Origin of the sequence: Acutalibacter sp. 1XD8-36 (genome assembly GCF_009917525.1) — a bacterium.
GTDB lineage: Bacteria > Bacillota > Clostridia > Oscillospirales > Acutalibacteraceae > Acutalibacter.
Genome location: NZ_QZDU01000003.1, coordinates 264,517 through 285,086 on the forward strand (window position 1 = coordinate 264,517; position 20,570 = coordinate 285,086).

At 56.7% G+C, this 20,570-nt stretch carries 17 protein-coding genes; 10 read left to right on the forward strand and 7 right to left on the reverse strand.

What is annotated here, in order from left to right; translation table 11 throughout:
* The first annotated feature begins 88 nt into the window (after positions 1 to 88).
* From D5270_RS07865 to D5270_RS07890, 6 genes are all read left to right on the forward strand, one after another.
* Positions 89 to 2,200, forward strand: a complete 2,112-nt coding sequence (locus tag D5270_RS07865; RefSeq protein ID WP_166543580.1) for a hypothetical protein — start codon at positions 89 to 91, stop codon at positions 2,198 to 2,200.
* Positions 2,201 to 2,468: 268 nt separating this feature from the next.
* The gene (locus D5270_RS07870; protein WP_243150257.1) at positions 2,469 to 3,392 is read left to right on the forward strand and encodes an ABC transporter permease; all 924 of its coding nucleotides are present in this window, start codon (positions 2,469 to 2,471) and stop codon (positions 3,390 to 3,392) included.
* 19 nt (positions 3,393 to 3,411) lie between these two features.
* Positions 3,412 to 4,353, forward strand: coding sequence for a carbohydrate ABC transporter permease (locus tag D5270_RS07875; protein ID WP_243150259.1), 942 nt, complete (start codon positions 3,412 to 3,414; stop codon positions 4,351 to 4,353).
* A 97-nt stretch (positions 4,354 to 4,450) separates the two neighbouring features.
* Positions 4,451 to 6,190 carry an extracellular solute-binding protein gene (locus D5270_RS07880; protein ID WP_166543582.1) on the forward strand — a complete coding sequence of 580 codons (1,740 nt, stop codon included), beginning with the start codon at positions 4,451 to 4,453 and terminating at the stop codon, positions 6,188 to 6,190.
* Between the two features lie 107 nt (positions 6,191 to 6,297).
* Positions 6,298 to 8,367: a helix-turn-helix domain-containing protein gene (locus D5270_RS07885; protein WP_166543583.1), complete on the forward strand. Its 2,070-nt coding sequence runs from the start codon at positions 6,298 to 6,300 to the stop codon at positions 8,365 to 8,367.
* Positions 8,368 to 8,502: 135 nt separating this feature from the next.
* A complete protein-coding gene (locus D5270_RS07890) occupies positions 8,503 to 10,452 on the forward strand; it encodes a glutaminase domain-containing protein (RefSeq protein WP_166543584.1) in 1,950 nt (649 codons plus the stop codon).
* Here D5270_RS07890 and D5270_RS07895 read toward each other — a convergent pair.
* Positions 10,409 to 10,819 carry a BlaI/MecI/CopY family transcriptional regulator gene (locus D5270_RS07895; protein WP_166543585.1) on the reverse strand — a complete coding sequence of 137 codons (411 nt, stop codon included), beginning with the start codon at positions 10,817 to 10,819 and terminating at the stop codon, positions 10,409 to 10,411. The two genes, D5270_RS07890 and D5270_RS07895, sit on opposite strands and share 44 nt — an antisense overlap.
* A gap of 224 nt (positions 10,820 to 11,043) precedes the next feature.
* On the opposite strand from D5270_RS07895, the gene D5270_RS07900 reads away from it, so the two are divergent.
* Complete coding sequence (locus D5270_RS07900) at positions 11,044 to 12,090, forward strand: Gfo/Idh/MocA family protein (protein WP_166543586.1); 1,047 nt, start codon at positions 11,044 to 11,046, stop codon at positions 12,088 to 12,090.
* A 67-nt stretch (positions 12,091 to 12,157) separates the two neighbouring features.
* Here the strand turns inward: D5270_RS07900 and D5270_RS07905 are convergent, their stop codons facing one another.
* From D5270_RS07905 to D5270_RS07925, 5 genes are all read right to left on the reverse strand, one after another.
* The gene (locus D5270_RS07905; protein WP_166543587.1) at positions 12,158 to 13,090 is read right to left on the reverse strand and encodes an aminoglycoside phosphotransferase family protein; all 933 of its coding nucleotides are present in this window, start codon (positions 13,088 to 13,090) and stop codon (positions 12,158 to 12,160) included.
* A gap of 401 nt (positions 13,091 to 13,491) precedes the next feature.
* Positions 13,492 to 14,103 (reverse strand): MATE family efflux transporter, encoded by a 612-nt coding sequence (locus D5270_RS07910; protein WP_166543588.1) that lies wholly within the window; start codon positions 14,101 to 14,103, stop codon positions 13,492 to 13,494.
* Positions 14,019 to 14,867 carry an MATE family efflux transporter gene (locus D5270_RS07915; protein ID WP_166543589.1) on the reverse strand — a complete coding sequence of 283 codons (849 nt, stop codon included), beginning with the start codon at positions 14,865 to 14,867 and terminating at the stop codon, positions 14,019 to 14,021. The genes D5270_RS07910 and D5270_RS07915 overlap by 85 nt, the downstream gene beginning before the upstream one ends.
* Before the next feature lie 66 nt (positions 14,868 to 14,933).
* Positions 14,934 to 15,098 carry a hypothetical protein gene (locus D5270_RS07920; RefSeq protein ID WP_166543590.1) on the reverse strand — a complete coding sequence of 55 codons (165 nt, stop codon included), beginning with the start codon at positions 15,096 to 15,098 and terminating at the stop codon, positions 14,934 to 14,936.
* A 170-nt stretch (positions 15,099 to 15,268) separates the two neighbouring features.
* Positions 15,269 to 16,447, reverse strand: a complete 1,179-nt coding sequence (locus D5270_RS07925) for an MFS transporter (RefSeq protein ID WP_166543591.1) — start codon at positions 16,445 to 16,447, stop codon at positions 15,269 to 15,271.
* A 311-nt stretch (positions 16,448 to 16,758) separates the two neighbouring features.
* Here D5270_RS07925 and D5270_RS07930 point away from each other — a divergent pair, with 311 nt between their 5' ends.
* From D5270_RS07930 to D5270_RS07940, 3 genes are all read left to right on the forward strand, one after another.
* Positions 16,759 to 17,754 (forward strand): DUF362 domain-containing protein, encoded by a 996-nt coding sequence (locus tag D5270_RS07930; protein WP_166543592.1) that lies wholly within the window; start codon positions 16,759 to 16,761, stop codon positions 17,752 to 17,754.
* Positions 17,755 to 17,922: 168 nt separating this feature from the next.
* Positions 17,923 to 18,600, forward strand: coding sequence for an AlkZ-related protein (locus tag D5270_RS07935; protein ID WP_166543593.1), 678 nt, complete (start codon positions 17,923 to 17,925; stop codon positions 18,598 to 18,600).
* Positions 18,601 to 18,611: 11 nt separating this feature from the next.
* Positions 18,612 to 19,178 carry a sugar O-acetyltransferase gene (locus D5270_RS07940; protein ID WP_166543594.1) on the forward strand — a complete coding sequence of 189 codons (567 nt, stop codon included), beginning with the start codon at positions 18,612 to 18,614 and terminating at the stop codon, positions 19,176 to 19,178.
* A 38-nt stretch (positions 19,179 to 19,216) separates the two neighbouring features.
* Here the strand turns inward: D5270_RS07940 and D5270_RS07945 are convergent, their stop codons facing one another.
* On the reverse strand, positions 19,217 to 20,563 hold the full coding sequence (locus D5270_RS07945) for an MATE family efflux transporter (protein ID WP_166543595.1): 1,347 nt from the start codon (positions 20,561 to 20,563) through the stop codon (positions 19,217 to 19,219).
* Positions 20,564 to 20,570: the final 7 nt, after the last annotated feature.

Below are 20,570 nucleotides of genomic sequence, written 5' to 3' on the forward strand. Positions count from 1 at the left end.
ATATATTTACAAACAGGCGGGCGTTCAGTATAATCTGCACAAACTAACTCCTGCCCGCCTGGGTATGGGGAATAAGGAGGAACAGAGCATGACCTTTGAAGAGACCCTGGAATTTATGCGGCACCATCCGTGGAACTTCTACTATACCGCCCCGAAGGGTACCAAGGACTGGGCGGCCTATAGGGAGCGCCGGGAGAGGCTGGACGAAATCGGCTCCATGATAAACACCGTGCCCATCCCAAGCGGCTGGGTGGGCATAGACAGGTATGACTATGAGGCCACTGACAGATATATTGAGGCCCTTCTTGAGGGCTACCCCGACCGCTGGCTGGTGCCCCGCATAGGGATGGACCCGCCGCTTGACTGGCTCAGGGCAAACCCAGAGGAGGTCTGCGTGTACTGGAATGGCCCCACGGACCCGGAGGAGATTGCCGCCATGGTGGGCACCTCATACCACGACAGGTCCGGCTGGGACGGCGACAAAAAGCCCTACCCGGACCAGAGGATATCAAACCAGTCCTTTTCATCAAAGCTATGGGTGCGGGACGCATGCACGGCCCTTGGGAAGCTTATCAGCCATATAGAGGCCTCACCCTACGGCGGGCAGGTGCTGGGATATATGTTTGGCTTTGGCAACTGTGGGGAAAATATGTGGTGGGGGGACTGGCGCAACCAAGGGGACCCCCGCAAGGGAGACTTCGGCATAAGCCATAAAAAGCATTTCTATAACTGGGCCGTGAAAAAGTACGGTTCCCTGGAGGCCCTGCGCAGGGCCTGGGATATGCCCGGGCTGACCCTGGAAAACCTGACGGTGCCCACGCCGCCGGAGCGCTGGAGCGAAAACGGCAAGGACCTGCGGGGGGTGCTGCTGGCCTCCGACCAGCGGCAGGTGGACTGCAACGAGTTCCACTCCGAGGCCTGCTTTGACGCCATTGAGGCCCTGGGGAAGACCGTGAAGGAGACCTGCGGCAAGCCTGCTGGCGGGTTCTACGGCTACTTCCAGGACGAGACAGTGGGTTATGCGGGGCATTTGGCTACAGACAGGGCTATGACTACGCCATATGTGGACTTCTATTCCTCACCCAAGGCATACCACTACTGCCTGGCAGGGGACCCCGGGGCGTCCCAGGCGCCGGGGCAGTCCTTTGCAAGGAAGAAGCTGTGGATAGAGGAGAACGACAGCCGCTCCCACCACGCCCTGGGATGTGACGGCGACCGGGCCCCAAAGACCCCCAGCGACACGGTGACAGTGTTCTGGCGGGAGATATACCGGGCCCTCACCTTCCAACAGGGCTTTTGGTGGATGGACATAAACGGCCTGAATGACGACTGGTACGGCGACGGCGAAATGGTGGAGATGTTCAGGAGCCAGGCGGACTTTTACAAGAAATGGTCGCCCATACCCCGCAAAAGCATTGCCCAGGTGCTCTTTGTGGAGGACGAGGCCAGCTGCGGGCACACCACCTATATCTCCGGCCCACAGCGGAACCTGCGCCTGCGCCTGGAGCGGGAGCTGAGGCTCTGCGGCGCGCCGGTGGACCATCTGCGCATAGGCGACCTGTTTGAGATAGACCTGAGCCAGTATAAATTCATAGTCTTCTGCCACGCCTTTGTAATGTCCCCGGAGAAGTGGGAGGGGATAAGGGAGCGCATACGCCCGGACGCCCATGTTTTGTGGAACTACGCCGCGGCAATGCTCTCCCCGGATTTTGACCCGGAGAACCAGAAGCGTGTCACGGGCTTTTACACCGGGGAATGCCCCGGAAGAATGCAGCCCGAGGAGCTTTACAGGCATATCTACTGGCACTGCACACATAACTGCCCCCAGGATTATCCCCTGGTAGAGATACTGCCCGAGGCGGGCCAGGAGGTGCTTCAGGTGTCGCCGGACAACAGGATACTTACGGCCAGGGTGCGCAGGGATAAGGGCGCGAACATTTTTGCAGCGGAGTTTACCCTGAGGGAAAAGCAGCTGCGGGGCATGCTGAGAGACGCGGGGGTGGACTTCCACGCCCCGGAGAACTGCTCGGTACTGGCGGACGACAAGCTTATAGGCTTCTTCCCCCGGTGGGACGTGTCCTTCCCCTACCTGTTCAGCGGGAGCTGGCGCAACGTGATTACGGGGGAGCATGTGTCAGGCGCTGTAAACCTGAGGATAAAGGGAAAGGAATTTGAGATTTTTGAAAAGCTCGGGTCCTAGTATGGGGATAAAACAGACATAAAAGGAGCCCGCCTGGGGCAAAAGTCCAGGCGGGCTCCTTTTATATGTGGGCCCGATGGAAATTTATTTTTGGACAGGTTTAATTTTTTTAGAGAAATTTGACTGGTGAAAAACAGGAGTTTTTGGCAAAATACATGGAATTGAGGCGGATTTGAGGCTTTTGTGTCTGGATTTTGTGCAGTTATATGGGTTAAACTTGTGGTGAAGAAAAAACTTCGTAATCCACTGGAGAAAGGATATGCGCAATATGAAAAAAAGACGGAAAAAGCTTTTGCACCGGGACCTGAAGGACAACGTGGAGTATTACCTGCTCATGGCCCTCCCGCTGGCGTTCATTTTCATTTTCAGCTATCTGCCCATGTTCGGCCTGGTCATCGGCTTCCAGAACTACAGCGTCGGCAGGCCCTTCTTTGGGGAGGGGGTCGAGTGGGTGGGGCTAAGGCATTTCGAGAAGTTTGTGAGCTCCTACTACTTCCCCAGAATCCTGAAAAATACCATCGTCTTAAACCTGATGGGCCTGTTTATGGGCTTCTGGGTGCCTATTGTCTTCGCTCTGGTGGTAAACGAGATACGAAATGGCAAGTTTCGAAAGTTTACCCAGACCGTGAGCTATATGCCGAACTTCATCTCCACAGTGGTAGTGGCGGGGATGTTCCTCTCCTTCATTGCCAGCGACGGAATAATCACCCAGTTCCTGGAGCTTCTGGGGATACAGGCAAAGTCCCTGAACGCGAATAAGGAGTTCTTCCCATGGTTCTATACCCTGCTCGGGGTGTGGAAAAACTTCGGCTGGAGCAGCATACTCTACCTCTCCACCCTCTCCTCCATCGACCCGTCACTGTATGAGTCGGCGAGCGTTGACGGTGCGACCAGGCTGAAGAAGATATGGTTTATCACCCTGCCGAGCCTTCTGCCGCTGATTATGATACAGCTTATCTTCGCTATAGGCGGTATGCTCAGCTCAAACACGGACATGATACTGCTGCTCTATAACCCCTCGGTCTACTCCACCGCAGACGTGATAGGCACCTATGTGTACCGCGAGTCACTTATGGGCGGGGCCTACAGCCCGGGCACGGCGGCTGGCCTGCTTATGAGCATTTTAAGCTTTATCCTGGTGTTTGGGGCAAACTGGGTCTCAAGGAAGAAGACAGATTTTTCCATCTGGTGAGGAAAGGGGAGGTATTAAGATGAAACTAAACTCAATGGCAGCAGAGGGGAACAGGCCCGGGAAAAGCAGGCTAAACCGCTGGACCGGCTTCGATACGGCGGTAACAGCCATATCAGTGGTAGTGTGCTTTATCACCATATACCCCATGTGGTATGTTATCTCCATGTCCCTTAGCGACCCCATAGCGGCGGCAAGCGGGGCGGTGGCCTTCTGGCCCGTGGGCTTCTCGGTGGAGAGCTATAGGATAGTGGCGCTGGACAGGGAGTTCTGGCAGGCCTTCCTGAACTCCGTTATCTATGTGATAGCAGGCTGTGTACTTATGCTGTTCAACACCATAGCCGTGGCCTACCCGCTGACGCGCAAAAACCTTTGGGGCCGCAGATGGCTTACATATTACCTCCTGGTCCCCATGTATTTCGGCGGCGGCATGATACCGTCCTTTATCGTGGTGACAAAGCTGGGGCTGTACAACTCCCCCTGGTCCCTGATACTGCCGGGCTGCTACAGCATATGGAACATCATCCTGTGCAGAACCTTCCTTGCCTCCCTGCCGCCGGACCTCTCGGAAGCGGCCTTTATAGACGGGGCCACAAACCTGCAGGCCCTGGTAAAAATATACCTGCCCCTGTCAAAGCCGATTATCGCCGTTATCCTGATATATACCATTGTGGGCGTGTGGAACTCATGGTTCGGGGCGTCTATCTACACCACAGACAGGGATATACAGCCGGTGCAGCTGTTCCTGCGCAACGTGCTGGTCTCCATGCAGTCGGGTATGAGGGCGGACACACAGACAGGCATGACCAAGGAGGTGATGGAGGCCATGGCTGAGCAGGCGATGACGGCCCGCCAGCTGCGCTACGCAATGATTGTGATAGTCACCATGCCTATCCTCATGGTATACCCCATGTTCCAGAAATACTTCACAAAGGGCGTTATGCTGGGCTCCATCAAAGGCTAGGCCCAAGGCCAGGTGGAAGAGGGGATACGGCGTAAGCCAACCCTTTTGCATATATCAAAATTCATCTACCAAAATATTTGTTTAGGAGGAAAACCAAATGAAAAGAACTACAGCCCTATTGCTGACACTGGTGCTGCTGCTCACAACAGCGGCCTGCAGTTCCGGTCCGTCCGCTCCCGAAAGCTCGTCCGGCGGGGAGTCCGCAAGCTCGAAGACAGAGGAGAGCTCCGCCGTCCAGGGCGGGGAACCGTCCGGAGAGACGGTGACCCTGAAGATACTGTGCAAGAACGACTATTCGTCTGAGATAAAGACAGCCGACTGGGAGCAGTACGACGTCTCCAAGACCTTTATGGGGATACTTGAGGAGCTAGGGATACAGCTTGAGCTGGAGTGCATTGCCAACGACAACTTCCCCAATGTCCTGAACACCCGCATGGCGGCCGGGGTGGACATGCCTGATATTGTCGCCGTGGCCTTCGACCCCGGCATTACCGGCAGCGACGTGGTGGACTGGGGCAAAAACGGGCTCATTATCCCGGCAAGTCAGCTTATGGAGGAGTATGACGAGGACGGCAGCATAGCCGCCTTCTGGGACAAATACGCCCCCGGTACCCGCGGGGCCCAGACCGCGCCCGACGGCAATCTCTACTGGTTTGCCTACCTTTACAACTCCGGGGTCTTTGACAGCGATACCAGGGAGCCCCTGCCCAGCGTGAGCTTCCGCCTGCCCTCCATAAGGGAGGACTGGGTAGAAGCGGCGGGGGAAAAGATAAAGCTGGCCTATACCCCCGACGAGCTCTATGAGCTGCTGGTAAAGATACAGGAGGCCGACCCCAACGGCACCGGCGCCAAGGACGAGATTGTGAATGTGAAGATAGACACCTTTTACGACAACTTCGCCAGAGGCTTCGGTCTGAACACCAGCACCCTGGCCTATATAGACAGCGACGGCAAGGTGCAGTCAAATTTCTACGACGACAGGCTTATCCAGTACCTGGAGTTTATGAAGAAGCTCTATGATAACGGCATGTACGACACCGCGGCATTCTCGGGGGACTCCTTCTCCTCGGAGCTGATTACCTCCAATAAGGCGGCTATTACTTACAACTACGCCACCTGGGGGGACTATGAAAAGCAGATGGCGGTTGAGGGCGCCCAGTACACCCCCTTTGTCCTCAGCCCGGACGGGGACCTTCAGAAGGCCTGGTACGCCCAGGGGGACACCCCCGGCATTACATTCAACCAGTATTTTGTCACCTCTGCGTGCGAGCACCCTGAGGCGGCTGCAAAGCTCTTTGACTTTGTGTATACAGAGGATTACGCGAAGCTCTGCGCGGGGGTCGAGGGCGTCACCTTTGAGATGGACGAAAAGGGCGTGCTCAGCTATATCGACCTTGGCACCCCTCCCACAGAAGAGGGCGAGCTTTGGGACTGGCGCCACAAGACAATGGGGCTGAGCGGGGCCTCCGTGGGCCTGTACGCCCTGCCACAGATGGCGACTATCCCTGTGTATACCCAGCAGGTGAATCCCAACAGCGACGGGTATATACAGAAAAAGCAGGCCGCTGTCAAGGAGTTCAACGCAAGCTTTGACACCTGCGACTTCCAGGCAAACCATAACCTGGCCCTCGCCACAGACGAGGAGAGCGACAGGCTGTCTGAAATCAGCGAGCCCCTGAACACCTACGCGGCGGAGATGATTTCCGACATCATCCTGGGCCAGCGGGACATCTCCACCCTTCAGGAGGGGATAGCCGAGCTGGAGAGCCTGGGCCTTAAGGACTATATGCAAATCGTGCAGGACCGCTACGACCGGGCCCAGGGCGCGGCAGATTAAGGGCCGGGACCCGGCAGTAAAAGACAAATAGATTAAAGTGGGACTATTGGGGCCCGTGCCGGGAATAAGCGCGGGCCCTTGCCCACTGGGCTTGGGAGGGCGGCTCAATGGGGATTCAACTAAAAAATCGGACTTTCCTGAAAATGTTCGCCATCTTCTTCCTCTGCCTGCTCTTGGTGGCATATCTGCTTTTCGCCTACTTTTTCACCAGGGAGCAGGAGGCTGTGAGGGCAAAGAACCAGGGGGAGATAGAGAGCTCAATCGAGCACGCGGTGGATTATCTGGAAGAGCTGGTGCAGAGGGAGGGCAGGCTGTCGGCCCAGCTGCGCGCGTATCCGTGGGTGGTGCAGATGGCCTCGGGCTCTGAGGTGTTTGCCGGGCGGTTTACACCCCGGCGGCTCCAGGAGATAAGCCAGGATTTTCTGTTTAACACCCTTTTGAACACAGAGGTGCTGTACCGCGCGGTATACTTTACAAAGAATAACAGGGTAATGCACGGCGGCGGGATGAACGGCGGGGAGTATTTCTTTAAGTCCCAGGGCGTGCCGGAGGAGCAGCTTGAGGGCTTTATGCAGATGATTACAGGGACTGTAAAGGCCAGGCGGGTGCTTTACGGCTCCGGCAGCGGCGTATGCTTTAGGGGAAACGTGCTCCTTATAAACCCTATCCAGAACTCAACCCGCCCGGGCGCATACCTGTGCACAATGCTCAACACCTCTGTGGTGGCCGAGCAGATAAAGCTCATGCTCCCCGCGGGGCTCACCGGCTTTAGGGTATACGACGGTGAAAACCAGGCCCTAGTCCTGGAGGACAGACCCGGGGACGGCGGGGACAGGGTGCTGGGGGGCTACTCCATCCCGGAGCTTGGATGGGAGCTGGAGTTCTATATGGACGCCAAGGCCCACCCGGTTCTGAACGACGCCTACTTCTGGGCGCTGCTGCTCATGCTCATAATGGCGGTGCTGGTGTCCCCTGTGGCCTTTTTCCTGGCGGCGTACCTTTACCAGCAGCTGGAGAGACTCTTTTCAAAGCTCCCCGGGGAGCGGGCCTCCAAGGACATATACTTTGACATAGGGAACAATATCTCCAGGATGGTCCAGGCCCTTGAGGTCTCAAAGAGGGACACGGAGCTGCGCCGGATTCTGGCGGGCACCCTTCAGCCCGACGGGGCCAGAAGCGGGCTGCTGCCAAATTACCAGCGCCAGTGGGTGCAGGTGGTGCTGCTGGACAGCGGCTCCGGTGACAGCCCCGGCTCCATAGAGGGCCTGCTCAGGGAGATGAAGGGGCTGCACTGTGAGTTCGTGCCGGACTATGGCGGTATGCTGGTGCTGATAGTTTCCTCGGCCCAGGAGCGGGAGATATCGGCCTTCTGCAGCCGGTTTGCCGAGAAGTTCGGCCCCGGGCCGGGGGAGATATTCCCGGGGCCGGTCTGCCAGGGCTGCGGGGGCATACCGGCCTCATACCAGGAGGCCCTGAAAAAGAAGCAGTACCGGGGATTTTCCGGCATACCTGTATATTACCTGCCCATTGAGGCCGAGCACCACCTTATCCTGGCCCTGCGGGGAGGCAAGGCCAGGGAGGCGGCAAATATCCTGGACCAGCTTCTGGAGGAGAACGCTCAGCAGCTAAAATGCGGGAAACTTAGGGAGTCGGACCTGTTCCAGCTGAGCATGGTGCTTATAAACGACCTTGTGCGCATTGTGCTGGAGAAAAACCTCAGCCGCGAGCTGCTGGCCTCCCTGGAGACCATGGAGTACAGCTCTGTCTATGATGTGTTCGGCAAGCTCAGCGCCGTGGCAGCAGAGGTCTGCGCCATGCTCTCGGCCAGGGAGGAGGGCGTAAGCGCCGCCGCCAGGGAAATCGTCGAGTATATCGACTCCAACTATGTGGACAGCAGCCTGTCAATAAACGTCCTGCAGGATGTGTTCCATATGAGCGCCAACACCATCAATAAGCATATCCGGGACGCCGTGGGCACGACCTTTCTGCCATACCTTACCTATGTGCGCATGGAAAAGGCCAAGGAGCTGCTTTCCGTGGGGGATGTGAAGATATCCGAGGTGTATAAGCAGGTGGGGTATGACCTGGAGTTCTCATTCCGCCGGGCGTTTATACGGTACAGCGGCTATAAGCCCCAAAACCACATCGCCCCGGAGGAAAACTTCCCCCGGGGATAGAAAGGCCCTGAACAAAAATTCAGGCAGATATTAAGGTATAATTTCCAGGCATGGCTTGCGCCGGGCCCGGCAATAGGCTATAATGGGCTGAGCGGCAGGACGCGCCCACAAAAAATTCACACTGGAGGAATCCATATGCAAAACTTTGACCGCCTTCCCGCCATACCACTTATCGTGGAGGACCCATATTTTTCCGTCTGGCTCCCTGGGGACCTTCCCAACGACTGCACAGCGGTCCATTGGACAGGGGCTGAAAAGCCCGTCAGCGGCTTTATTACAGTGGACGGTGAGCGCTACCGCTTCCTTGGCAACGGCGGCGAGGCCAGGGCCCTTGTACAAGGGGTGACCGTCACCCCCACAAAGACCGAGTTTACCTATCTTGCAGGGGGCGTTAGCCTGAAAGCGGCCTTCCGCAGCTGCGCTCTGCCCGACGACCTGGATGTGCTCTCCACCCCAATCACCATGGCGGACTTTGAGATTGCCTCGGAGGACGGCGCGGCCCACAAAACGCAGCTGAGCCTTTCGGTCTCCCGGCGTATCTGCTTTGACGGCGCCACGGAGCCAGAGATATTCTCCCACAGCTATAGGGCGGGGGAGATGGGCGTGGCCTACCTGGGCAGGTCCCGCCAGTGCATATTGGGCCATTCCGCGGACCATATCACTATTGACTGGGGGTATTTCTATATGGCCTCCTCCTGCCCGGTATCGAGCTCTGCCCACGGAGCGGACTTCAGCTGGGAGACAGAGGCCGGCAATGAGCCTAAGAGGGCCTTTGCCCTGCTGGGGTACGACGATATAGCCTCGGTGAACTATTTCGGCACGCCCTGCAGGGCCTGGTACGCAAGGGGCGGCAAGACCTTCCGGCAGGCGCTGGAGGAGTTTTTCACCGGGCATGACCGGCTGGTGGAGCGCTGTGAGGCCCTGGACGCCCGGGTGCTGGAGAGGGCGGGGGAGATAGGCGGCAGGGACTACCAGGAGATAGCCTGCGCCGCCTGGAGGCACAGCTTTGCCGCCCATAAGCTGATTGCCACCCCGGAGGGGGAGCTGGCCCTGCTCTCAAAGGAGAACGACTCCAACGGCTGTATCGGCACGGTGGACGTGAGCTATCCTTCCGCGCCCCTGTTCCTGGAGTTCTGTCCCGAGCTTGTGAACGCCCTGTGCCGCCCTGTGCTGGAGTTCGCGTCCATGCCTGTATGGGAGTTTGACTTTGCCCCCCATGACGTGGGCCGCTACCCCTACGCCACAGGACAGGCCTACGCCCTGGACATGGACATCCCCCAGGGCGCGGCAATCCCGCCGGTATATCAGTACCCGGCGGGAACAGAGATTTATCTTGACAAGTACCAGATGCCTGTGGAGGAGTGCGGAAACATGCTGATTATGCTGGAGGCAGCCCTGCACTACGGCGCCTCGGACGGCCTTCTGCGCAAATATTCCCCGATACTGGAGAAGTGGGCCGGATACCTGCTGAAGTACGGCGAGGACCCGGGCAGCCAGCTCTGCACCGACGACTTCGCCGGGCATTTGGCCCGCAACGTAAACCTGGCTGCAAAGGCCATTGTGGGCATAGCCTGCTTTGGGCGGCTGCAAAAGCGGCTTGGAAGGGAACAGGCAGGCGCGGAGTACCGGCAGAAGGCCCGGGAGCTGGCTGAAAGCTGGCAGCGCCGCGCCGCCGGGGAGAAGGGCACATACCTGACCTTCGACAAAAAGGGCTGGAGCATGAAGTATAACCTGGCGTGGGACCGGGTGCTGGGGCTGGACCTGCTCCCCGAGGACTTCTACCGCAGGGAGACTGAGAGCTATCTTGAGCACATCAACACCTACGGCCTGCCCCTGGACTCCCGGGCAGACTATACCAAGTCCGACTGGATATGCTGGTGCGCGGCCATGGCCCCCGAGGAGTCCGTGCGCCGTGCGCTGCTGGCGCCTGTGGCAAAGTATGTCAGGGAGACCGCTACCCGGGTGCCCTTCTCCGACTGGTACGACACCAGGACCGGGCGCTACGTGGCATTCATTGCCCGCAGCGTGCAGGGCGGGGTCTTCATGCCCTTCCTCTCCCGACCTCACCCCGGCACTCCCAAATAGCCCCCTCAAGCTCCCGGATGAGCCCGTCCAGCTCCTTGCCCCTGCCGCCCTCAGCCATGGCGGAGGCCTCGGCCCGGAACAGCTCGCCTAAGGAGACCCCGTTATGCCTGGCAAGCCCGGCGTAGTATTCGGCCTTGGTCATGCCCGGCAGGAACTGCTGGGCAAAGTTCGTGCGGCTGTGTATAAGCCCGCTCATGGCGATGGCCCCCTTCTTTTTAAGGGAGCGCACGATATCCCTGGTGTAATTTTTCGTCCAGGCCCTTTCGTCCAGTAAATCCAGCATTTCGCTCACAGTGAGGGGCCGGTCCTGCTCCCAGAGGAACAGCATAAGTTTTTCCTCGGTTTTCGTCAACGGTACAAACGCCATGCTACCACCTTTGCTGATTATAATAGTTTTAAATAGCACATATTTAATCCGTGAAACTGTGTATATGCTAAACTTTAATTTAGTATATCTGATTGGTTTTCAGTTGTCAAGAGCTTTTAAGCATTACTAAAGAAGAAGGCGCTCATGAAAGCCATTGAAAAAGCCCGGATTTTGTGTTATAATATTACACAGCAAAAATGTAATGACCCAGGGAGGAAAAAAGCATGAAGCCTGTAGTCCGCGTGGCTGTGATAGGGGGCGGCGCCATCGCCCAGCGCCGGCACCTGCCGGAATATGACGCAAACCCCTGCGCCCAGATAGCCGGGGTGTTCGACACTGATGAAAAGCGTGCCAGGGAGCTCTGCGAGCAGTACGGAGGGCGTGCCTACGGCAGCCTTGAGGAGGTATTTGAGGATGGGAGCGTGGACGCGGTGAGCGTATGTTCGCCTAACGTCACCCATGCCGACGCTTCTATAAGGGCGCTGAGGGCCGGGAAGCATGTGCTCTGCGAGAAGCCCATGGCGCTGAGCCTGGAGGAGTCCAGGCGTATGCTGGAGGCGGAGAGGCAGTCCGGCAAAAACCTGATGCTGGGCCACAACCAAAGGCTGATACGGGCCCACTTAAAGGCCCACGAGCTGCTGCACCAGGGGGCCATAGGCAGGCTGCTGTTTTTCCAGTGCAACTTCAAGCACTCCGGCCCTGAGAACTGGAGTATTGACGCGGGAAATAACACCTGGTTTTTCAAAAAGGACCAGGCGAATTTCGGCGTGATGGGTGACTTGGGGGCCCATAAGATAGACCTGATACGCTTCCTCACAGACTCTGAGATAAAGAACGTGTTCACCACCATGACGACCCTTGACAAGCGGGATGAGACCGGGGAGCTAATAGCCCTGGAGGACAACGCCGTATGCCTCTTTAACATGGAAAACGGCCTGCCGGGCATAATGCACTTCAGCTGGACAAATTACGGCGCGGAGGACAACGGCAGCACCATATACGGCAGCAAGGGCGTGATGAAGATATTCGGTGACTACGCCGACGATATCGTCCTTGAAATGCGGGACGGCACCCAGGTAAAGTATACCGTGGGGAGCATCAGCACCAACCAGCACCAGCTGAAGAGCGGCGTAATAGACGAGTTCATCGCCTCCATAGTGGAGGGCCGCAGGCCGATAGTCACAGGCATAGACGGGCTCAACACCCTGGCTGTGATTGAGACCGCCATGAAGTCCGCCCGGGCGGGGACGTGGATGGATATTGAGTATTGAGGAGGAAGAGGGCCTGGTATTTCCCCATGAACCCGCCTAAAATTAAGCTCCCTACTTTTTTAAGCCTTTAAGCCATGCCAGAGCGCGCCCACTCACCGGCGAGCTCCAGCATGGCTTTTCCGTATTCCCCCTGGCCCACCTGTATCAGCACAAGCCCTGTGGACACCGTCTGCAAATACCCCCAGTCCCAAATGTCCCGCAGAGGGACGGCTGTGAGCTCGTGTAGTAAGCCGCACCTTTTTTGGGCCAGCTTCACAGGGTCCGGGCGGTATTCGTCCATCCATTCCCGAATCAGTACGCCCAAATCATAGGCCTTCTCATAGTAGAGGCCGTCCGGGTCGATAAGGCGGAAGCCGCCGCCGGGGGCGGCAAGGGTGTTGTTGGAATGGACGTCGCCGTGGACAAGCACATGGGGCGATTTTTCAAGGGCCTCCTCCCTGGACTCCAGGCAGAGGAGGCCGCGGCTTATGACCTCCTTCGGACAGGGGCGGTGAAGCCTCTCCCAGCTGCCTGTAAGATGGCCCCTGAACCACTCCACGCTCTCCCTGCCCTCTGACAGGAGCCCGGGGTTCTCAACAGGGATTTCCCAGGTGTCCTGCAATGTGCGGCATATGGCCCTTATCTGTTCATCTACAGGCAGGCCCATACTGCCCAGGACAGGCCCCAGGCGCTCCAAAAGGCAGGCCTGGTTTTCCAAGTCATAGGCAAACAGCTTTACATAGCCCCGCCCGTCCGCTATTTCCAGGGTGCGCACCTCCCTGAGAAAGCCCGCGAGCTCCGGGTCTTCCGGCACATCCACCTTGAGGACATACTTCCCGCCGTCCCGCCCGTCCGCAAAGGCGACCAGGCCGTGGGTCCTCCCGGAGAGGGGCGCCCCGGCTGTAATCCCCCACTTAGCTTCCAGAACGCGCACCATATCCTCCAGGTGCTCCAGCCAGCAGCGCCCGGCCTCCCCCAGGGACTGAACGCGGCCTATCACCTCTTTCGGCAGTTTAATCATGTTGGGCCTCCTTATGTAATAATGATTTGCGGCAGTGGTGCCTTAGGAGTAGGCGTAAAAAAAAGACGGCTTCCACGCAAAAAGTACGCTGGAAACCGTCTTGAAAATTTGGTTGCGGGGGCAGGATTTGAACCTGCGACCTTCGGGTTATGAGCTGTGGTGAGCCGCTTTTTCCAGCGGTTTCTAAGCATTTCTCACCCTTTTTGCTCGATTATCCGATCAAAACCTGAAGGTCTGCCCCTGTCCGCTCCACCGAGTTTTTCCGGTTCTGGGTCAGAAAGTGGGTCAGGCACACCAAACGCAAAAGGCAAGAGCAAGTAGGAACCTCAAAAATTGCGCCGCTAAACAAAGAAAAAGAGATGAGAAAATATTGCTGTGGTGAGCATATCAAGATGAAACAGTCATACTTGTTTCGGCACCTTCTTCTTAACAAATCTCATGAACACAACACTGTTCGCGCAGGTGGTGAGAAAATCCGACACCGGCTCCGCCAACACAACGGACATCACGCCCCACTTGGGGAGCGCCGCCGGGAGAATGTACAGTAATGGTATCAGCAAAATCATTTTGCGAAAGAACGCGAAGAAAAAACTCTTGATTCCCTCGTCCAAGGCGTTATAGCTCTGCTGGAAGATGGTGTTGGCCCCCAGCACGCAATTGCCCGCGATGTACACCGGGAGCATCTTTGCAGCGGTGTCCAGCAGGGCCAGGTCAGAGGTGAACAGGGCGATATAAGGCCGTGGGACTGTCATCATGAACAGTGAGCCTATAAGGGAAAAGCCTGTGCCCACTATAAGCGAGAGGCGCAGTGTTCTGCGTACCCGGTCATATCTCCCCGCGCCGTAATTGTAGCTGAGGATGGGCTGGGCGCCCTTTGAGATACCGCTGATGGGCAGGTAGATGAAGTCCAGGAGGGAGAAAAGAATCGTCATGCTCTCCACTGCCAAGTCCCCGCCGAATCGCAGGAGCTGGTTGTTGAAGCAGGCGAGCATGGCGCTCTCGGATACCTCCATAAAAAGGGGGAGAGACCCAGTTTCATGATTTGCCCCACCGTTTTTGCTTTAGGCACAAGGTATTCATGCCGTATGCGCAAGACGGACTTTTTCCCAAGCAGGAACGCCATGACCCACACCCCGGACACACCCTGGGAAATCACCGTGGCCCATGCCGCGCCCGCCACGCCCAGCGGAGTGAATCGGATAAGCACGATATCCAGCACGATGTTCAGCCCTGAGGCCACGAACAGGAAGTACAGCGGCGATCTGCTGTCACCCAGCGCCCGAAGGGTATTGGCAAAGAAGTTGTACAGCATGGAGACGACCATGCCTCCGAAAATTACGGTCAGATAGTCCCTGGCATAGCCGAGAATATCGCCGGGGGTCTGCATGACCGCTAAAAGCCAATCGGTGCCCAGCAGGCTCAGGGCGGTGAGCAGGACCACCACAGCTAAACTAATGATAAGGTTATGTACATAGTGCCGCTTGACCGCCTGATGGTCACCGGCCCCAAAGCTCTGGGAGATGGAGATGGCAAGCCCGGCGGTAAGGCCCTGGGCAAAGCCTAAGATCAGGAATGTGATGCTCCCGGTGCTGCTGACCCCGGCGAAAGCCTCCACACCCAGAGTACGGCTGATGACCAGTGCGTCCGCCATGCTATAAAACTGCTGAAACAGGCTGCCAATCAAGATTGGCACGGAAAAAGTGATAATTTTTCGATAAGGCTTACCCTCTGTTAGTAACTGCTGCCGGGCTTTTTGCGCGGCTCTGGTCTCGTTCATATGTATACCCTCCTCATAGCAAACGACGCCGCCCAAAATGCGGTGCCGTTCTGCCTGCTTATCTGCTCAATTCATGACCCAGAACATAGCCTGATCTTTCACGTCGGTGACCTGGAACACGTCAGCCTTCTGCTGCATAAAGCGCTCGTAGTTGGCGCTCTGACGGTGGGAGAGGAGGTCGTGGTAGGCGGTCTTGACGGTGCTGGTGAGTTTCTTAGCGGTAGTTTTCATGGTAGGTATCTCCTTTATAATGTTATATTTTTTGTGGGAGGCTTTTGTTGGCTTCTTGCTTTCTATGTCTGTATTATAGCAGGATTTTGCAGGGAAGTCAGCGGCAAATATTAAGGTATTGGGTGGTGAATTTTAATGTGTGACACCAGAATATGCAGAAACTTAAGTCATTATAGACGGCCATTTTCCCCGGCAAAATAACTCTTTTGACTGGCCGGAATGCGTATCACAAAGCTAAACGCCAGCAGCGTTGCCGCTGCCCAGAAGAACACGTTGAACATCTTCTGTAGATTCACATTTTCCGCCAACTGCCCGGCAAGATTCGTCAGCACCACCCCGCCCAGCGACTTTACTGTTGCTATCACGCTTAGGGCTGTAGTGGCATACTTGCCGCCGGTGAGGGTCATCACCACCTTGAGCGTCACCATGATGAACAGCATAGTGGTGACAGATTTTGTAAGTATCAGCACAGCGCAGATTAAGACAGTGCTGCCGGAAAAGCTATAGGCTGCGGTCTGCGCCACCAGCAACAGGGCGTTCAGCGCCAGGAGCTGCTTGCCGTTCAGCTTATCCATGAACCGGTCGGAGAGGAAGATGACGGGTATCTCCATCAGCGTTCCGAGAAACAGCACCGTGCCCGCTAAAGACGTGCCCAGCTTTTCCTGCAAAAGCAGCGGTACATAGGTGCCGCTGGCCCCGGTCAGGCCGGAAAAGAAAAAGCAGAACACCGCGAACAGCACCAGCGGCAGGGTAAGCGCGGCCTTTTCCTTTGACTGCTTTTCGGGCGATTTCACCACCGGGGCGGCGTCTTTCAGTCCGGTCAGGTGGAAGCTCAAGCAGGTAATAAGTGACGTTACGGCAAACAGCACAAAGAGTAGAACCGATGCGCCCAACTCCAAAATCATGCCCGCTGCCTGGGTGCCCACCGCATACCCTACGGCTCCCCAGAGCCGCAGCACACCATAACGATACGGGCTGGAGGAGGCAAGCTGCTCGCATACTGGGTTGACGCTGTTGAGGAACGCCATGGACAGGCCGTTGAGTGCGAACAGCGCCGTCGTGTTCTGAGTAAAGCCGAACACCACCCCGGTGGCGGCAGAGAGCACCAGTAGAATGACGCTCAGCCTTTTGCGCCAGCCGGTGCGGTCGTACAGCACGCCGATAAACGGCTGGGCGATCATGGTGAACAGCCCGGAGGCTGAGACAATCAGGGAGATCTCGCCGGTGGTCTTGCCGCTGCCGGACAGGTACACGCTGAGCATGGAGCCGAAGACGGCCATAGCGAAAAAGTAGAAGAAATAGATGGACGAATAACTTAGGTAGCCTTTTACGGATTTTTTCTCGGTCATGGGAATTGCCTCCTCAAATGTAACTGAGATGATTTTAACAATTCCTGCGAGGGTCCGCAACGGTTAAAGTTAAGATTGATTGTGGCAAATGTTAAGCCGTTCCGTAGCTTGGCTAAATATTTGCCACACAAAAAATGAGAAAATACCAGTGCATTTCTTATTGCCATGTGCTATAATATACGCGAGGCGTACATTACGAGTTTTTGCCCTTCGCGCGAAGCGCTCGTTTTTGCTTCGCAAAAATGCGGCCAAAACTCAATGCGGATTTATGCTATAATAAACTCACAAAATCCTTTGGAGAGGTGAAAATCATGTCAGAGATAATAACCGCTGGCACCGGCGGGCAGAATTACATCCCATACAGCGAGCGCACTGGCCCAGAGTCCGTAGTCTACTTTACCCGTGACCTGTCCCCTGAGGGGCTGAAAAAGGTCTACGAGCGGGTGAACAAGCACATCACCGGCAAGGTGGCCGTCAAGCTCCACACCGGCGAACCCAATGGCCCCAACATCATCCCCGCCGCCTGGGTGAAGGAGTTCATGCAGGCCGAGCTGCCTGAGGGCACCATCATCGAGACCAACACCTTCTACGACGGCGACCGCTACACCACCGAGAAACACCGGGAGACCTTGAAGGTCAACGGCTGGACGGACTTCACCACCGTGGACATTACCGATGAGCACGGCACCACTATGCTGCCGGTGAAGGGCGGCAAGTGGTTCACGGAGATGAGCGTGGGCAAGTCCCAGAACGACTACGACTCCCTGGTGGTGCTGACTCACTTCAAGGGCCACACTATGGGCGGCTTCGGCGGGTCCAACAAGAACATCGGCATCGGCTGCGCGGACGGGCGCATCGGCAAGGGGATGATCCATGCCAAGGACGGCAACGACTGGGGCGTGGTGCAGGAGGAGCTAATGGAAAAAATCACCGAGTCCACTAAAGCTACGATTGACTACTTCGGCGGGCATATCACCTATGTGAACGTCCTGCGGAATATGTCCGTGTCCTGCGACTGCGAGGGCGTGGGCGCCCAGCCTGTGGTCACGCCCAACGTGGGTATTCTGGCGTCTGTTGACATCCTTGCTGCCGACCAGGCTTCTGTTGACATGATACACGCCATGAAGGAGGAAGACCGCCACGCTCTGGTAGAACGCATGGAGACCCGCCACGGCTACCGGCAGCTCAGCTACATGAAGGAGCTGGGCATGGGCAACGACCGGTACACCCTTATCGACATCGACAACGGCGATAAGGTAATCACCGCTGCGGACGCGGTGGAGGGCGTTGTGCCCTTTGTGGGGTAATGTACACAGCACGACGAACAGAGCGGAAACCAAAACGCTTTTTGGTTGGTGTACAGCAGTTTTCCAAACTGCAAGTTTGACAAAGGGCGTGTCAAACTCCCCAAGCGTTATTTGATAAGATTGAGCACCGCCTGACTGACCGGGTGGAGCTTTTGCGGGAGGTATAAAATGGGTCAACTTGGATTCACCATCAAAACGAAACAAGACCTGGTAGACGCGGTAGAGCGCTGCGGCTTTCTGCCCCTGTTCGAGAACTCCATCCCCGGTTTCTCGGTGGAGGAGAACGTTGACCCCGCCATCTGGTTTGGCAGCGAGGAGGGCCCCTGGGAGTGGAAGGGGCCGGTCATTCGGGAGACTGGCTGCGCCTACGGCAAATTCTTCGAGCAGAAGGCGGCGTTCATCAGCCGGGAGTGGTTCCCGGACTTCGCCAACTACCGACGGGACGGTTACGACTTCGACGCCCGGTATGACGACGGCCTTGCGCCCTTCCGGGATAAGGAGCTCTACGACCTGCTGGATGAGACCGTGCCTGTCATGACCGGCGACCTGCGGGACAAGGGACAGTACCGCAAGGGAGGCAAGAAGGGGTTTGAGGGAATTATCACACGGCTGCAGGCCCAGTGCTATGTGGTTATCAGCGATTTTAAGTATAAGCAGGACAAGCACGGTAAGCAGTATGGCTGGGGCGTGGCGGAGTATTCCACGCCGGAAAAACTCATGGGTGAGGCGTTCACCAAGAATGTCTATGCCCATACCCAGAAGGAATCTTATGGCAGAGTGCTGGGCCATTTGAAAGAGCTGCTCCCTTGGGTGGACGAGGCAGCTATACGCAAAATTTTGAGATAAGGAGCATCATCATGACAGAGGTAGAAAAGCTGGACGCGGGTCTGGAGTACGATTTCTGGGACAAGGGGGTGAACGCCCGCAAGCTCCGGGCTATCCATATGTGCGCAAGGCTCAACGCCATGCCCATGGATGACGAGTCTGCCCGGGAGCCTTTGATTCGAGAGCTGTTCGGCTCCGCAGGCAGCGACCCCAGCGTGGGCACCGGGTTCAACTGCGACTATGGGCTGAACATCCATGTGGGGAAGAATTTTCTTACGAACTATAATGTGACGATTCTCGATATCGCGCCGGTGCATATCGGAGACTATGTGATGATTGGGCCCAACACTATGATATCCACGGTGAACCACCCTCTTACGCCCATGGGCCGAAGAAAGCACCTGGGCATCGCCAAGCCAGTCGCCATCGGCAACGATGTGTGGATTGGCGGCAACGTGACGATCCTGCCGGGGGTGACCATCGGGAATAATGTGGTAATCGCCGCCGGTGCGGTGGTGACGAAGGACGTGCCGGATAACTCTCTAGTAGGTGGGGTTCCGGCGAGGGTGATACGGGAGATCGAGAATGATGTAGAATGAGAAGAAGGACGCTCCTGCGGGAACGTCCCTCTTTTTTACTATACAGGCTCGTTTTCTAACTTTCTCATGATGTGATGGTAGTATAATATCCCCGTCACCGACGTCAGCCCCTTTGCTACCGGGAAACACAGGAACAGCGCCGTCACCGTGTGGAACCAAGCGAACACTGTACACACCCACACCACCCGCAGCACACAGATACAGATAAGCGCGCTCACCATCGGGAACACCGAGCGCCCCATGCCCCGCACCACGTTGAAAGGAATGCCCATAGTGCCGTTGACAAACCCGAACACGCCAATGAGGAACATCAGCTCTTTGCCAACTGTAATGACCGCCGGGTCGCCAGTAAATATGCGGAACAGCCAAGGCTCAAAAATATACGAACCTATGCCCAGCACCACCAATATTCCTGCCGCCATCGCCATGCTGTACCGATACACCTGCCGTATGCGGCCATATTCCTTCGCGCCATAGTTCTGTCCGGCAAAGCTTGCTGCCGCCTGGCCCAGGGCGTTGACGCTCACATAGCAGAAGTCGTCGATGCTCCAGGCCACCGTTACCGCCGCCATGACCGTAGCGCCCAGGGAGTTGATGGAGGACTGTACCAGCAGGTATGATATGGAGAAGGCGGAGCCCTGCAGCCCGGCGGGCAGGCCCACCTTTATAATGCGCACAAGTTTGTCCTTGTGGATTTTCAGCCGTTTCAGCTCCAGCTTGTAGACAGCGTCGCTGCGCAACATCACCCAGAGCACCAGCGCCGCCGACACCGTTTCAGACAGGGAGGTGGCGATTGCTACGCCCTCCACACCCATATGGAACCCGGCTACAAGCAGCAGGTTCAGTGCAAAATTCAATACCCCGGCAATAAGCATGAATATCATGGGCCGCCGGGTGTCTCCAACTGCCCGGAGAATTGCCGCGCCGAAGTTGTACACGATAGTTCCCGGCACACCCAAAAAGATGAACCATAGGTAAGTCTTTGCCTGAGGCAGGATATCCTCCGGAGTGCCCAGCAGGCGCAAAAGAAAGTCAGTATAGAGCATACCCAGACCCGTCATGAAGATACCCAGCACCAGGGACAGGGCAATAGAGGTGTGGACCGTTTCTTGGAAATCCGCCATCCTTTTCGCTCCCATATCCTGGGCCGCCACTACGTTTGCACCCACCGATAACCCCATAAACAGCGTAATGATAAGCCCCGACACCGGCCCTGACGCGCTGACCGCCGCCAAAGCGTCCGAGCCGGTAAAGTTGCCCACCACAATTAAATCAGCGGTGCGGAAAAGCAGCTGCAATATCCCGGACAAGACCACCGGGATTGAGTAGACCACCAACTTTTTCAAAATAGGCCCCTGGGTCATGTCAACAGTGGAGTTTTTCATGGAGAGG

Excerpts from the sequence above, each read along its gene's own strand:
- D5270_RS07865 (WP_166543580.1), top strand. The coding sequence starts at position 89 with ATGACCTTTGAAGAGACCCTGGAATTTATGCGGCACCATCCGTGGAAC.
- D5270_RS07870 (WP_243150257.1), top strand. The coding sequence starts at position 2,469 with ATGAAAAAAAGACGGAAAAAGCTTTTGCACCGGGACCTGAAGGACAAC.
- D5270_RS07875 (WP_243150259.1), top strand. The coding sequence starts at position 3,412 with ATGAAACTAAACTCAATGGCAGCAGAGGGGAACAGGCCCGGGAAAAGC.
- D5270_RS07880 (WP_166543582.1), top strand. The coding sequence starts at position 4,451 with ATGAAAAGAACTACAGCCCTATTGCTGACACTGGTGCTGCTGCTCACA.
- D5270_RS07885 (WP_166543583.1), top strand. The coding sequence starts at position 6,298 with ATGGGGATTCAACTAAAAAATCGGACTTTCCTGAAAATGTTCGCCATC.
- D5270_RS07890 (WP_166543584.1), top strand. The coding sequence starts at position 8,503 with ATGCAAAACTTTGACCGCCTTCCCGCCATACCACTTATCGTGGAGGAC.
- D5270_RS07895 (WP_166543585.1), bottom strand. The coding sequence starts at position 10,819 with ATGGCGTTTGTACCGTTGACGAAAACCGAGGAAAAACTTATGCTGTTC.
- D5270_RS07900 (WP_166543586.1), top strand. The coding sequence starts at position 11,044 with ATGAAGCCTGTAGTCCGCGTGGCTGTGATAGGGGGCGGCGCCATCGCC.
- D5270_RS07905 (WP_166543587.1), bottom strand. The coding sequence starts at position 13,090 with ATGATTAAACTGCCGAAAGAGGTGATAGGCCGCGTTCAGTCCCTGGGG.
- D5270_RS07910 (WP_166543588.1), bottom strand. The coding sequence starts at position 14,103 with ATGGAGGTATCCGAGAGCGCCATGCTCGCCTGCTTCAACAACCAGCTC.
- D5270_RS07915 (WP_166543589.1), bottom strand. The coding sequence starts at position 14,867 with ATGAACGAGACCAGAGCCGCGCAAAAAGCCCGGCAGCAGTTACTAACA.
- D5270_RS07920 (WP_166543590.1), bottom strand. The coding sequence starts at position 15,098 with ATGAAAACTACCGCTAAGAAACTCACCAGCACCGTCAAGACCGCCTAC.
- D5270_RS07925 (WP_166543591.1), bottom strand. The coding sequence starts at position 16,447 with ATGACCGAGAAAAAATCCGTAAAAGGCTACCTAAGTTATTCGTCCATC.
- D5270_RS07930 (WP_166543592.1), top strand. The coding sequence starts at position 16,759 with ATGTCAGAGATAATAACCGCTGGCACCGGCGGGCAGAATTACATCCCA.
- D5270_RS07935 (WP_166543593.1), top strand. The coding sequence starts at position 17,923 with ATGGGTCAACTTGGATTCACCATCAAAACGAAACAAGACCTGGTAGAC.
- D5270_RS07940 (WP_166543594.1), top strand. The coding sequence starts at position 18,612 with ATGACAGAGGTAGAAAAGCTGGACGCGGGTCTGGAGTACGATTTCTGG.
- D5270_RS07945 (WP_166543595.1), bottom strand. The coding sequence starts at position 20,563 with ATGAAAAACTCCACTGTTGACATGACCCAGGGGCCTATTTTGAAAAAG.